The organism is Nakamurella flava, from assembly GCF_005298075.1.
GTDB classification, from domain to species: Bacteria; Actinomycetota; Actinomycetes; order Mycobacteriales; family Nakamurellaceae; genus Nakamurella; species Nakamurella flava.
On the sequence record NZ_SZZH01000001.1, the window covers coordinates 618520 to 632201 of the forward strand.

Sequence of the window (13682 nt, forward strand, 5' to 3'; positions counted from 1 at the left end):
CGCCCAGATCAAGGAGGACGCAGATGGCCGTCGCCGTGCAGATCGTGCTCGATTGTGCCCACCCGAGTGCGCAGGCCGCCTTCTGGCAGATCGCCTTGGACTACCGACTCGACCCGCCGCCACCGGGATTCACCTCGTGGGACGACGCGAAGAAGGCGTGGGGTCTGCCGGAGGACTGGGACCAGGTCAGCGCCATCAGCGACCCGGACGGGGTGGGGCCGCGGCTGTTCTTCCAGCAGGTTCCCGAGGGCAAGACGGTGAAGAACCGGCTGCACCTCGACGTCTCGGTCGGGCGCGGGATCCAGGACCCGGAAGAACGCTGGGCCACGGTCGTCGCCCGTGTCGAACGGCTCACCGCGGCCGGCGCGGCCGTCGTCGAGGAACGCCGTCACGAGCACGGCGATCACTGGATGGTCATGACCGACCCGGAGGGCAACGAGTTCTGTGTGCAATGACGCCGCCGCGTCGCCGGCAGGGCGATCCGCGCACGACCCGTCGACCAGCGGAGCCGGATGGCGAACTGGTCGGCAACTGCATCGGCGCTCTCCCGCGCGTCTGAACCGGGCACAGCTGCGCGGATGATGAGGATGGCCGGGTGGACTACACCGACTACGACACCCGGTTCGCCGCGTACACGGTGATCGCCCGGGCCGGTGACGACGGCCCCGAGTTGCTGCTCGCCCTGTGGAACGAGGGCGTTCCCGCGCAATGGACCCTGCCCGGCGGCGGGGTCGACTTCGACGAGTCCGCCGAGCAGGGGGCCGTCCGGGAGGCCCGCGAGGAGACCGGTTTCGACGTCGAACTCGGCGCACTGCTCGGCGTCGACTCGTTCGTACTGCCGGCCGCCCGCCGCCACCGGACGACCGACCGGTCGCTCAAAGCGGTCCGGGTCGTCTACACCGCCCGGATCACCGGGGGAGTGCTGACCCGGGAGCTCGACGGCACCACCGACGAGGCTCGCTGGTGGCCGCTGTCCACGGTCCAGGACCTGCCCCGGGTCGGCCTCGTCGACACCGCGCTGGCCTGGTGGCGGCGGGCTGGGGCGCCGGTCAGCTCGTGACGTCCTTCCGGCGGAACCGCACCACCGCCAGGGCTACGAAGATCGCGCAGTAGACCAGGCTGAGGAACCCGCCGCGGATCATGTCGTCCCACCGGATCGGGTCGACCAGCGCCCCGGTCCACGCGAAGGAGTAGCGGGTCGGCAACCAGTTCCGCAGATCGGCCAGAGCGTCGATCTGGTTGAGGATCTGCGACAGGATCGAGATCAGCACGGCCCCGCCGACCGCCCCGAGCGGGGCGTCCGTCGACACCGACAGCAGCAGGGCCAGGCCGGCCACCCAGGACAGCTGCACCGCCACGTAGGCGACGATCAACCCGATCCGCACGAGACCCTCGCCGGCGGTGAAGGACACCCCGACCGGCGTCTCCACCGGGTTCCAGCCGTAGACGATCGCCCCGATCAGCAATCCGGTGACCGGCAGGAGTACCAGCGAGACGATCGACAGCAGGCCGGCCACGATGACCTTCTGGCGGAGCAGCCGGACGCGGGGCACCGGCATGGCCAGCAGGTACCGCAGCGACGACCACGACGCCTCGCTGGCGATGGTGTCACCGAAGAACAGCGAGATCACCACGATCAACAGGAAGCTGGCCGAGAAGAACAGGCACACCATGGCGAAGTTGATGGCGCCCGAGGTGGCCAGGTCGACCAGGTTGACCGCGCCGCGACTCGGCCCGTCGTCGCCGACGGCGAACGCCACCACCAGGATGAACGGCAGTAGCACCATGAACCCGAGGCAGATCTGGGTCCGCCGCCGCCGCAGCTGCCGGGCCAGTTCGACGCGGATCGGCAGCGTCCGGTCGACTCGGAAACCCGCCGGGGTGCCGTCGTCGTCGACCGGCACCGAGCCGGTCATCGTGCTCATCGCGGCCACCGCCGCATCCGCCGAATGATCGCGGCGGTGCGTGGCCCCGGAGCCACCGGCCGGCGGCGCGGAACGGTCATCGGAAGTGGGGCTCATCGCCGGTCTCCGTCCTGGGGGCCGCCGGCCACCGGTCGTCCATCAGAAGCCGAACCGTCCGGGTTCGGCCGTCCCCGGCCGAACCGGCGCCGGTTCCCGCCCTGCGTGCCGGTTCCGCCGGCCGGATGGTCGGACGAGCTGCCCGCGGCCGCCGCTCCCCGTCCCGTCCCGCCGGGATCGCCCGAGGCGCCCACCAACGACAGGAAGACGTCCTCCAGGCGGTTGCGGGGCGCCGCGCCCTGGACGGGCACGCCCGCCTGCACCAGCGCGGTCACCGCGAGGGCCGGGTCCCGGGTACCCAGGTCGGCGGCGACACCGGTCTCGGTGATCTCCACGTCGTCGGCCAGCGGCGCCAGTACCTCCGCGGCCCGTTCGCGGGGATCACCCGAACCGGTCGCCGGACCGACGGTGAACAGCATCTCGCCGGACGAGGCGACCAGGTCGCCGACCGTGCCGGCGGCGATGGTCCGACCCAGGTGGACGACCACCACGTGCGTGCAGGTCTGCTCCACCTCCGACAGCAGATGACTGGACACCAGCACGGTGCGGCCGGTGGCCGCGTACCGGCGCAGCACCTCGCGCATGGCGTGGATCTGTGGCGGGTCGAGACCGTTCGTCGGTTCGTCCAGCAACAACAGTTCCGGCAGGCCCAGCATCGCCTGGGCGATGGCCAGGCGCTGGCGCATACCCTGCGAGTAGGTACGCACCCGCCGGTCCACCGCCTTGCCGAGCCCCGCGATGGCCAGTGCCGCGTCCAGATGCGCATCCTCGGCGGGCCGGCCGGTGGCCTTCCAATACAGCTCCAGGTTGGCCCGGCCGGACAGGTGCGGCAGGAACCCGGACCCCTCCACGAACGACCCGATGCGGGACAGGATGGGTGCGCCCGGGGTGACCCGGTGACCGAACACCCGGATCTCGCCGGCGGTGGGGGTGATGAGCCCCATCACCATGCGCAACGTCGTCGTCTTCCCGGCCCCGTTCGGGCCGAGCAGACCCAGCACCTGCCCCTTCTCCACCCGGAAGCCGACGTCCTGGACGGCCGCCACACCCCCGGGGTAGGCCTTGCCCAGCCCGGTGATCGACAGCGGGACGTCGGCCAGCGCCGGGTCGACGTCCTTGGGGCGGCGGCGTACCCGGCCGCCGAACAGCAGGGCCAGCGCGAGCAGCGCCGCCACCACGATCAACCCGACGAGTTGGCCGACGGGGATCTCGGACGCCGACACCCGGTCGCCGGGCACTTCCGGAGCGGAGATCCCGGCGCCCGACACCCCGGTGGCCGGGTCGGCCAGGGCGATGCGGTACGCGGCCGGCCGGGTCGGGCCGGCGAACGACTGGTCCGTGGTCGACAGACTCACCTCGATGGTCGAACCCGGTTCCACCTGCAGGGCCGCGGCCGGCAGGCTCACGGTGACCGTGACCGGTGAACCGTCGGCCGGTAGGTCGGTGAGCCGGATGGGGGAGACCGCCCCGCCGGCCAGGCTCCGGGTGCCGCCCTCCGACACCTTCGCGAGCGACGCGAACAACACGGCACCGTCGTCGGCGGCCCCCGTGGAGGCTGCGTCCGTCGTCGCGGTGGGCAGGGGCAGGCGGGAGACCGTGACCGTGACCCGCGGGGTGCCGGTGATGAGCGTCAGATCGCTGAACGGGGCCGAGCGGAACCGGGCCGTCTGACCCGGTAGCCCGCCCAGGAATGTCGACAGGGCCGTCGAGGCGATCCCCGACAACCCCGGAAGGGTCGAGATCGACGCGGGTGAGGCCCCCGGGGGGTTGACGGCGAACTGCGGATCGCCGGTCAGCGCGATCGACGGCCGGTCGGTGCTGGTCCCCGCGGTGAGACCGGGGTAGGAGGACGCCTGGAGGGTGCGACTCCGTGCGGCCCCGCTATCGCTCAGCGGACCGTCCACGGTGTAGGTGAAGGCCCCGGACGGCTGGGCGGGGGCCGACGATCCGGCGGGCAGCGGCGGCTGCAGGTAGTAGCGCAGCCAGTCGGTGATCTGTGTCTCCGTCGCCGCGTCCGGGCTACCGCCGTCGTGGCCGCCGTTGTACCAGGTCACCGCGACCGGGGTGCCGTTCGCGGCGATGGCCCGGGCGTTCGCGTCGGCCTGGTCGAGCCCGAAGAGCGTGTCCCGCTCACCCTGGACCAGCAGGGTCGGTGCGGTGATGTCGCCGACCACCTGCGAGGGGCTGGAGCGCTGCAGTAGCGCGGCGAGGTCGTCATTGATCCGGCCGGTCTGCGCCGCCTCGGCATAGGCCACGCAGAGCTGCAGCATCATCCTTCCGCAACCGACCTGGGCGGCGAGGGAGCCGATGTCGGTCGACCCGCCGCCGTTGGTGCCGGTGCCGTTCCCGTCGGAGGAGGAGGAGGAGGGGGAGGAGGTGGCGGCCGAGGACGGCTCGGACGACTCGGTGACCGCGCCGGCCGGGTCGGAACCGCTGTCGGCCCCGGCGGTCGGGACCGCGGTCTGCGCGGGCGTCGCCGCGGTCGACGAACCACCGCCCCGCCGGACGAACCCGCTGTCACCGCTGTCACCGGTCGCGATGCCGGTCGGCGATGCGGCCAGGGCCGCACCGGTCGTCACCGACGCCATCAGCGTCGAGGCCCACAGCTTCTTGAACACCCCGTCATCGACCCCGGCCGCGGCCGCCGGCGTCCCGGCCGCCAGATCGGCCTCGGTGGTCTGCATGTTGGGGAAGAGGGCCTGCTCGAGGTTGTTCCAGGTGATCAACGGCACCGCCGCGTCCACCCGCGGATCGGTGCCGGCCAGCATCAGCGACAGCGCTCCGCCGTAGGACCCGCCCGTCACACCCACCCGGGGATCGTTCGGTCCGTCCTGCTGCACCTCGGGCTGCTGGGCCAGCCAGTCGACGACGGCCCGGCCGTCCGGGATCTCGTAATCGAGCGAGTCCAGTCCGATCTGGCCGGTCGAGCGCCCGAACCCCCGGGCCGAATACGCCAGGACGACGAACCCCGCCCGGGCCAGATCCTCGGCGTCGCCGGCCACCGACTGCTTGGACCCGCCGAAACCGTGGGCGACGATGACGGCCGGGGCGGGGGTGGTCGCCGGGAGGTACACGGTGGCGTCCAGCTGCACGGGTTCGGCCACCCCGGGTCCGCCCGCTGCGGTGATGGTCACGTCGCGGGTCGGTATCGGAGCGGCCTGAGCGGTCGGTACGGCGATCCACACGACACCGGCGACCAGCGCCAGGACGACGATTGCGGCGGTGATGCGCTTGCCCCGGGTGTCGAGCAGGCGACGCAGGCGGCCGCTCAACCGGGGACTCGGACAGACGACGCGATCATCACTCCACAGTGCCAGATGGGCGACGGCGGTCGGCGTCGTCCGACGGCTGTCCGCCGCCCACCGTCCGCGGTCCGTCGCCGGGGCGTCCGGTGAACCCGGCCAGCCAGCCGCCGGTCTCCTCCGCGGTCGGGCCGGGTTGGTCCCGCTCGGCCCGTAGCTGGTCGAGATGACCGGTGGCGTCGTCGATCCGGCGCTCCAGCAGCGCTTCTTCGAGGTCGAGGCCGTACTCCACGTCGCGCATAACCTCCTCCGAGATCCGTCCGGAGTTGCGGAGTGAGACGAACACGTCCCGTTCGATCGACATGAGGGTGCGCCGCCAGTGGGCGACGGAGTCCAACGTCACGGTGTTCAGGCTGGGGCGGTCCCGGTCCTTTCCCCGGGCCCGGTGCTGCTCGTCGCCCAGGTGCTGCCAACTGCGGAACGAGATCCATGAGCGGAGCCGCTCGGCTTCCTTCGGCGGAACGCCGTGCTGGGCGATCTCCTCCTCGACCCGGCGGCGGATCTCCCGGCCGGCCAGCTGCCGGGCCTGCAGTCGTTCGGTGAGCAGGTCCGGTCCGGCGGGCAGACGCAGGGCCCGGATGACGGCCGGCAGCGTCACCCCCTGCACTCCGAGGGTGCCGATGATGACGACCAGCGTGCACAGGATCAGCAGGTTCCGGAACGGGGTGTCCAGGGGCAGGCCGAGCGCGGCGGCCAGCGAGACGACTCCGCGCATCCCCGCCCAGGACACCGCGGCCAGTGGTCGCCAACCGGTCGGGGCCGGTTCGACCGGGTCCGCCGGATCAGTGATCGACGGTCGGCGGCGCGGCCGCGGCAACAAGTAGGAGCTGACGAAGATCCACAGGGGTCGGATCAGCATCACGGTCGCCAGCACGGCGCCGGCGATGCCCACGACCGACCATCCGCCGACCTCCTCGGGGGCGGTCAGGATGGTCCACAGTTCCAGGCCGATGAGCGCGAACACCGCGCCTTCCAGGACGTAGCGGATGGTGCCCCAGGTCGCGCCGAGGGTCAGGCGCACCTCGGGTTGCAGGTCGAACGGCTGCCGGAAACCGAGCACCAGGCCGGCCACCACGACGGCCAGCACCCCGGAGGCGCCGACCCGGTCGCCGAGATCGTGGGCGACGAATGGCACGACCAGCGAGATCGCGGTCACCGGCAGCGATGCCGAGGTCGATCGGCGCAACCACGACACGGCCACGCCGCAGAGCAGCCCGACCAGGATGCCGCCGGCGGTCGCCCACACCAGCTCGACCGACGCCCGGCCCCAGGCCATCGAGCCGGCGGCGATGCCGCCGATGGCGACTTTCAGCAGCACCAGCGACGTCGCGTCGTTGAACAGCGACTCACCTTCCAGCACCGTGGTGACGGACTGCGGCAGGCCGGCCCGGCGGGCCACGGCGACGGCAGCCACCGCGTCGGGCGGGGCGACGATCGCCCCCAGCGCGAGCGCGGCCGCGAACGGCAGGTCCGGGATCAGCCAGGCCGTGACCAGAGCCACGACGAAGGCGGTGACCAGCACCATGCCCACGGCCAGCTGGACGATCGGGCGGAGCAGCGCGCGGTAGGCGATGACCGAACCCTCCACGGCGGCGGCGTAGAGCAGCGGCGGGAGCAGCACGTTCAGCACCAGGTCGGGATCCAGGTTGCCGTGCGGCACCCCGGGAATGAACGAGGCCCCCACACCGGCGACCACCAGCAGGATCGGGGCGGGGACGCCGAGGCGCCCGGCCATCCCGTTGATCAGCACCACGCCCAGGACGAGGAAGATGGTCGGCGTCAATCCGCTCATCGCAGACCTCCGTTCTGCCGGTCTGCCGCACGGCGCTCCGGTCCGGGCCGATCGTTGCAGGTCGCGACGACGGTGCGGGGTGGTCGGCGCGCCGATCCAGGCGGGAATGCGGCGTCGACCGGGCGCCTGCGGGGTCAGCACGGATCGGACATTCCTGCTGAGAGCGGAAACGCATCGCTGACTGTCGGTGCGGTTGGGCATACTCCCCTCGGCGCGCGGTTCCCGATCGGAACCGGTCGGCGTCCGTCCGTCCGGTTTGCCATCGTCGCCACCCGGATCCCGCCGGTCGCCCGGCGGTGCAGTGCCGCCGAACCTGATCCGGGCTCGGTGCGGTCCCGACCAGATGGAGACCCCGTGCGACATTTCCGTTCCGACGACGACCTGGTGGTCGGTGGCGCCCCCGTCGCCGACGACCCGCCCCCCGCGCCCGGCCCCGTCCCGAAGGCACAAGAGGTCACCGACGCCGCACCGGCCGACGGTCGCCGCTGGGTCGCGCTGGCCGTCATCGGCCTGGCCCAGCTGATGGTGGTCCTCGACGCGACCATCGTGAACATCGCCCTGCCGGAGGCGCAGGTGGCGCTGGGCATTTCGGACGCCGACCGGCAGTGGATGGTGACCGCCTACGCGCTGCCCTTCGGTGCGCTGCTGCTGCTCGGCGGCCGCGTCGCCGACTTCCTCGGCCGCAAGCGGATCCTGTTGATCGCCCTGACCGGCTTCGCCCTGGCCTCGGCGCTGGCTGGCTTCGCCCACACCGGCTTGCTGCTGTTCACCGGTCGGGCGCTGCAGGGCGTCTTCGCCGCCATGCTCGCCCCGGCCGCCCTGTCGCTGATCACCGTGACCTTCACCGAGGAGCGGGAGCGGGCCAAGGCCTTCGCCGTGTTCGGCGCCATCGCCGGCGGTGGTGCGGCTGTCGGTCTGCTGCTCGGCGGGTTGCTGACCGAGTGGTTCTCGTGGCGCTGGTGCCTGTTCGTCAACATCCCGATCGCCGCCATCGCCCTGTTCTTCGGCTGGCGGGTGCTCAAGGAATCCCGCATCCACGGTGGCACCCACTACGACCTGCCGGGCGCGCTGCTCGCCACCGGTGGTCTCGGTGCGCTGGTCTGGGCGTGCACCCAGCCGGCCGAGCACGGCTGGGGTTCGGTCAACACCCTCGGCTGGATGGCGGCGGCGGTTCTGTTGCTGGTGGCCTTCGTGGTGGTCGAACTGAAGTCCAGCAGCCCGCTGCTGCCGATGCGGATCCTGGCCAACCGGAACCGGGCCGGCGCCTACCTGGTCGGCCTGCTCGTCGGGGCCGGCCTGTTCGCCGTCTTCCTGTTCCTGACGTACTACCTGCAGGGGATCCTGCAGTACACGCCGATCCAGGCCGGGTTCGCCTTCCTGCCGTTCAGTGCCGGCGTCATCGTGGGCGCGGGGGTCGGATCCCAGCTGACCATCCGCATCGGCCCGCGCATCGTGGTACCCGCCGGCACTGTGCTGGGCCTCATCGGCCTGGCCTGGCTGTCGCAGATCACCCCGGAGACGACGTACTTCGGGACCATCCTGCCGGCGCAGTTGCTTATCTCGGTCGGCATGGGCTTCATCTTCATGTCCACCACCAACCTGGCCCTGGTGGGTGTGTCCAACGACGACGCCGGGGTGGCCAGTGCCGTCGTCAACACGGTGCAGCAGGTCGGGGGTTCGGTCGGTACGGCCCTGCTGAACACCATCGCCGCCACCGCCACGGCCACCTATCTGGCCGCCAACCCGCCGACCGAGCAGACCCCCGAGGCGATCGGCCGGCTGCAGGCCGCGGCCGCGGTCGACGGGTTCGGCAGCGCCTTCGTCTGGGCCGCGGTGATCTTCGGCCTGGCGACCGTGGCGGCTCTGGTGCTGATCAATGCCGGTAAGCACCAGGTCGCCGAGGTGTCGGCGCCGGCCGGCCACGCACTCTGAGCGTGACCGACGGGCCGGGGTCGGCCGCTCTCGGAGAGCGGCCGACCCCGGTCGGGTCGGTTCACCAGCCGCGGGCGCGCCACTCGGGCAGTCGGGGTCGCTCCGTGCCCAGGGTGGTGTCGTCCCCGTGTCCGGGATAGACGACCGTCTCGTCGGGCAGCGTGCCGAACACCCGGTTCTCCAGGTCGCTGACCAGCGACTGGAAATCCGGCGCCGACCACGTCTTGCCCGGTCCGCCCGGGAACAGCGAGTCGCCGGTGAACAGGTGCGGTCCGCCTGCGGGATCGCGGTAGACCAGGGCCACCGAGCCGGGGGTGTGCCCCCGCAGGGCGATCACCTCCAGCGTTCCGTCGCCGAACGGGACGGTGTCACCGTGGTCGAGAGCGACGGTCGTCGCGACGGGAATCGCCTCGGCGTCGGCGGCGCCGGCATACGTGTCGGCGCCCGTCTTCCCGGCGACCGCGGCCAGCGCCTGCCAGTGGTCGTCGTGGCGATGCGTGGTGACGATGGCCCGGACGTTCACCGCGGAGCCGGCCCCGGTGATGAGGTCGAGGATGCGGTCGGCGTCATTGGCCGCGTCGATCAGCACCGCGTCGCCGGTCGCCTTCTCGACGAGGAGATAGGCGTTGTTGTCCATCGGTCCGACGGACAACTTGGTGATCGAGATCTGCGGCAGTTCGCGCGTCGCCGGTGCGCCCTGCGGGTCCACGTGGCCGGTGTAGGTCATGCCGGCCACCGTAACCAGGCCGCCCTGTCGGGGCCGGACGGGGACCGCTCGCTTCTCACCGGGTGAGGACACCTCGGAGCCGCGTTCACCAGGCCGGCAGCTCCGGCAGGTCGCCGTCGGACTGCAGGTCCGACCCGTCACTGCGCCCGCCCAGCCACAGGGCGACCGCTGCCGGGGCACCGGAGATCGTGGGGCCGCCCCCGCCCACGGTGATCGGGGGCATGTCGTCCGGGGCCAGTACGAAGCCGGGCCCGGAGCCGTCGGACCAGCGGGTCCGCAGGTAGGTGCGTTGCAGGGCGGCGAACAGCAGGGCGAGCTGACGCTGGTCGAGCCGGGCGAGACCGTCGTCAACGCCCAGGTCGTGATGGTGGAACTCGAGCTCGGCCAGCCGGGCCCACAGCAACGTGTCGGCGGTGGTCGGGCCGCGCAGGTCGATGGGAGCCGCCCAGACGTCGTCGGGCACGGCCAGGATCTTCTCGGTGAAGAACCGGGTGGTCTGCTCGAAGTCCCGGGCGATCGACTCGGTGTCCAGCCGGGCGCCGGCCTCGATCTCGGCGTCCCGCTCCTCCCGCGAGGTGTACAGCGGCCGCTGCTCGCCGTGCTCGGCGCCGTCCAGCACGTTCCGCAGGGCATCGGCGTTGCGGGACAGGTGGGACACGACGTGCCCGAGGGTCCAACCGTCGATGAGGGAGGGCGCCGCGAAGACGGTCACTCCGCCGGTGTCGATGGTGTCCTCGACCGCGGTCACCAGACGGGTGCTCGCGTCGTCGACCGCGTCGATGAGGGTGGGGATGTCGGGGGTCACCGCATTCGAGGCCATGGGCCCATCCTGCTCCACCGCCGTGCCGGCGGCCCGCTCGGGCCGGGGCCGTCCCACCGATGGGAGCGACCGCGCGGGCCAGTACCCCATTCCGCTCGGTTCCATGCTGTGACCAGCGCCAACGTGGCGACGAAACCCGTTGTCGGACCCCGCGCCTACCATGGCTTTCCGTGACGAACCACCTCCTCGTGCGCGGCGCCCGCGAACACAATCTGCGGAACGTCGACCTCGCCATTCCGCGCGACGCCCTGGTGGTGTTCACCGGTCTGTCCGGATCCGGGAAGTCCTCGCTGGCCTTCGACACGATCTTCGCCGAGGGGCAGCGCCGGTACGTCGAATCGTTGTCGTCGTACGCGCGTCAGTTCCTGGGCCAGATGGACAAGCCGGACGTCGACTTCATCGAGGGCCTGTCCCCGGCGGTGTCGATCGACCAGAAATCCACCTCGCGGAACCCGCGCTCCACGGTCGGCACCATCACCGAGGTCTACGACTACCTCCGCCTGCTCTTCGCCCGCATCGGCCACCCGCACTGCCCGGTCTGCGGTGAGCCGATCGCCAAGCAGACCCCGCAGCAGATCGTCGACCGCGTGCTGGAGATGCCGGAGGGCACCCGCTTCCAGGTGCTCGCCCCGGTCGTCCGGGAGCGCAAGGGCGAGTACGTCGACCTGTTCGAGGAGCTGCAGGGCAAAGGCTTCGCCCGGGCCCGCATCGACGGTGTGGTCCACCAGCTGACGGCGCCGCCGACCCTGAAGAAGCAGGAGAAGCACTCCATCGAGGTGGTCGTCGACCGGCTGGTCTCCCGGCCGTCGGCCAAGCAGCGCATTACCGACTCGGTGGAGACGGCGCTGGGGTTGGCCGAAGGGGTGCTGATCCTCGATTTCGTCGACCTGGAAGAGGACGACCCGGCCCGCGAGCGTCGCTACTCGGAGCGGCTCGCCTGCCCCAACGACCACCCGTTGGCCCTGGACGAACTCGAGCCCCGGTCGTTCTCGTTCAACTCCCCGTTCGGGGCCTGCCCGGAGTGCACCGGTCTGGGCATCCGCAAGGAGGTCGACCCGGAACTCATCGTCCCCGACGGTTCCGCGACCCTGGCGGACGGCGCCATCCAGCCCTGGTCGACGGGGACGACCGCCGAGTACTTCCAGCGGCTCCTCGGCGGGCTGGCCAACGGTCTGGGCTTCTCGCTCGACACCCCCTGGGACAAGCTGCCGGCGGCCGTCCGCAAGGCCGTGCTGCACGGCAGCGACACCCAGGTGCACGTCAGCTACCGCAACCGGTACGGGCGCCAGCGTTCCTACTACGCCGATTTCGAGGGCGTCATCCCGTTCCTTGAGCGTCGCGCCGCGCAGACCGACTCCGAATGGGCCCGCGAGAAGTACGAGGGCTACATGCGGGAGGTGCCCTGCCCGGTGTGCCGGGGGACGCGACTCAAGCCCGAGATCCTGGCCGTCACCCTCGAGCACCCGGACCACCCGGCCCCCGGCGTGAGCATCGCCGACCTGGCCGGGATGTCCATCAAGGACGCCGCGGCCTTCTTCCCCGGTCTGCAGCTGTCCGAGCGCGACCGGATGATCGCCGAACGCGTGCTCAAGGAGGTCGACGCGCGACTGGGTTTCCTGCTCGACGTCGGTCTGGACTACCTGTCCCTCGACCGCGCCGCCGGCACACTGTCCGGCGGGGAGGCCCAGCGCATCCGGCTGGCCACCCAGATCGGGTCCGGGCTGGTCGGCGTGCTCTACGTCCTCGACGAACCGTCCATCGGCCTGCACCAGCGGGACAACCACCGGCTCATCCAGACGCTGACCCGGCTGCGCGACCTGGGCAACACGCTGATCGTCGTCGAGCACGACGAGGACACCATCCGCACCGCCGACTGGGTCGTCGACATCGGGCCCGGCGCCGGCGAGCACGGCGGTCGCGTCGTGGTCTCGGGCACCGTCGCCGATCTGGAGGCCAGCGAGGAGTCGCTGACGGGCGCCTTCGTCTCCGGCCGCCGCGAGATCCCGGTGCCGCTGGTCCGCCGCAAGCCGGATCGCAAGCGGAAGCTGACCGTCGTCGGGGCTCGTGAACACAACCTGCGCGACGTGACCGTCGACTTCCCGCTGGGCACGCTGACCGCGGTGACCGGCGTGTCCGGCTCGGGCAAGTCGACCCTGGTCAACGACATCCTGCACGCGGTGCTGGCCAACCGGATCAACGGCGCCCGCATGGTGCCCGGCCGGCACACCCGGGTCACGGGCCTGGACCTCGTCGACAAGGTCGTCGGGGTGGACCAGTCGCCGATCGGCCGGACCCCTCGGTCCAACCCGGCGACCTACACCGGGGTGTTCGACCACATCCGCAAGCTGTTCGCCTCGACCACCGAGGCCAAGGTGCGCGGCTACCAGCAGGGCCGGTTCTCGTTCAACGTCAAGGGCGGCCGCTGCGAGGCCTGCGCCGGTGACGGCACCCTCAAGATCGAGATGAACTTCCTGCCCGACATCTACGTGCCCTGCGAGGTCTGCAAAGGCGCCCGGTTCAACCGGGAGACCCTCGAGGTCCACTACAAGGGCAAGAACATCGCCGAGGTCCTCGACACCACCATCGAGGAGGCAGCGGACTTCTTCGAGGCCATCGGCCCGATCCACCGGCACCTCAAGACGCTGGTCGAGGTGGGTCTCGGCTACGTACGGCTCGGACAGCCCGCGCCCACGCTGTCCGGCGGCGAGGCGCAGCGCGTCAAGCTGGCGTCCGAACTCCAGAAGCGGTCGACCGGACGGACGGTCTACGTCCTCGACGAGCCGACCACCGGCCTGCACTTCGCCGACATCGAGAAGCTGCTCGGCGTGGTCAATGGCCTCGTCGACAAGGGCAACACCGTCCTGGTCATCGAGCACAACCTCGACGTCATCAAGACCGCCGACCACGTCATCGACATGGGCCCGGAAGGCGGCTCCGGCGGCGGGACCGTCGTGGCCACCGGCACGCCCGAGCAGATCGCCGAGAACCCGGAGTCCTACACCGGCCAGTTCCTGGCCGAGATCCTCTCCGGACGGACCGCTGGACGCGGTGGGGTCACCGGCGACACTGTCGTCAAGGCCCCGGTCAA

General features: G+C 71.5%; 7 protein-coding genes and 2 pseudogenes. 4 read left to right on the forward strand and 5 right to left on the reverse strand.

The features are described from left to right. Positions 1-23: 23 nt before the first annotated feature. Positions 24-455 carry a VOC family protein gene (locus FDO65_RS02820; RefSeq protein WP_137447950.1) on the forward strand — a complete coding sequence of 144 codons (432 nt, stop codon included), beginning with the start codon at positions 24-26 and terminating at the stop codon, positions 453-455. Positions 456-595: 140 nt separating this feature from the next. Continuing rightward, positions 596-1060, forward strand: a complete 465-nt coding sequence (locus tag FDO65_RS02825; RefSeq protein ID WP_137447951.1) for an NUDIX hydrolase — start codon at positions 596-598, stop codon at positions 1058-1060. Here the strand turns inward: FDO65_RS02825 and FDO65_RS02830 are convergent. The 3 genes and pseudogenes from FDO65_RS02830 to FDO65_RS02840 all read right to left on the reverse strand — a co-directional run bounded on the left by FDO65_RS02830 (position 1050) and on the right by FDO65_RS02840 (position 7115). Continuing rightward, positions 1050-2021, reverse strand: a complete 972-nt coding sequence (locus tag FDO65_RS02830) for an ABC transporter permease (RefSeq protein WP_137447952.1) — start codon at positions 2019-2021, stop codon at positions 1050-1052. The two genes, FDO65_RS02825 and FDO65_RS02830, sit on opposite strands and share 11 nt — an antisense overlap. 404 nt (positions 2022-2425) lie before the next feature. Beyond that, positions 2426-5293 (reverse strand): annotated as a pseudogene (locus tag FDO65_RS02835) (alpha/beta fold hydrolase); the annotation flags it as partial. Positions 5294-5321: 28 nt separating this feature from the next. Continuing rightward, positions 5322-7115, reverse strand: a complete 1794-nt coding sequence (locus FDO65_RS02840) for a cation:proton antiporter (protein ID WP_137447953.1) — start codon at positions 7113-7115, stop codon at positions 5322-5324. Between the two features lie 354 nt (positions 7116-7469). On the opposite strand from FDO65_RS02840, the gene FDO65_RS02845 reads away from it, so the two are divergent. Beyond that, positions 7470-9047, forward strand: coding sequence for an MFS transporter (locus FDO65_RS02845; RefSeq protein WP_205849739.1), 1578 nt, complete (start codon positions 7470-7472; stop codon positions 9045-9047). Positions 9048-9108: 61 nt separating this feature from the next. Here the strand turns inward: FDO65_RS02845 and FDO65_RS02850 are convergent, their stop codons facing one another. Next, on the reverse strand, positions 9109-9774 hold the full coding sequence (locus FDO65_RS02850; protein WP_137447954.1) for an MBL fold metallo-hydrolase: 666 nt from the start codon (positions 9772-9774) through the stop codon (positions 9109-9111). An 85-nt stretch (positions 9775-9859) separates the two neighbouring features. Continuing rightward, positions 9860-10594 (reverse strand): maleylpyruvate isomerase N-terminal domain-containing protein, encoded by a 735-nt coding sequence (locus tag FDO65_RS02855; protein ID WP_166442011.1) that lies wholly within the window; start codon positions 10592-10594, stop codon positions 9860-9862. A 170-nt stretch (positions 10595-10764) separates the two neighbouring features. On the opposite strand from FDO65_RS02855, the pseudogene uvrA reads away from it, so the two are divergent. Continuing rightward, a pseudogene (gene uvrA / locus FDO65_RS02860) lies at positions 10765-13653 on the forward strand (excinuclease ABC subunit UvrA); the annotation flags it as partial. Positions 13654-13682 lie beyond the last annotated feature (29 nt).

What these genes read in the sequence shown, in the direction of transcription:
- FDO65_RS02820 (WP_137447950.1), top strand. Translation starts at nt 24, where the DNA reads ATGGCCGTCGCCGTGCAGATCGTGCTCGATTGTGCCCACCCGAGTGCG.
- FDO65_RS02830 (WP_137447952.1), bottom strand. Translation starts at nt 2,021, where the DNA reads ATGAGCCCCACTTCCGATGACCGTTCCGCGCCGCCGGCCGGTGGCTCC.
- FDO65_RS02840 (WP_137447953.1), bottom strand. Translation starts at nt 7,115, where the DNA reads ATGAGCGGATTGACGCCGACCATCTTCCTCGTCCTGGGCGTGGTGCTG.
- FDO65_RS02850 (WP_137447954.1), bottom strand. Translation starts at nt 9,774, where the DNA reads ATGACCTACACCGGCCACGTGGACCCGCAGGGCGCACCGGCGACGCGC.
- FDO65_RS02855 (WP_166442011.1), bottom strand. Translation starts at nt 10,594, where the DNA reads ATGGCCTCGAATGCGGTGACCCCCGACATCCCCACCCTCATCGACGCG.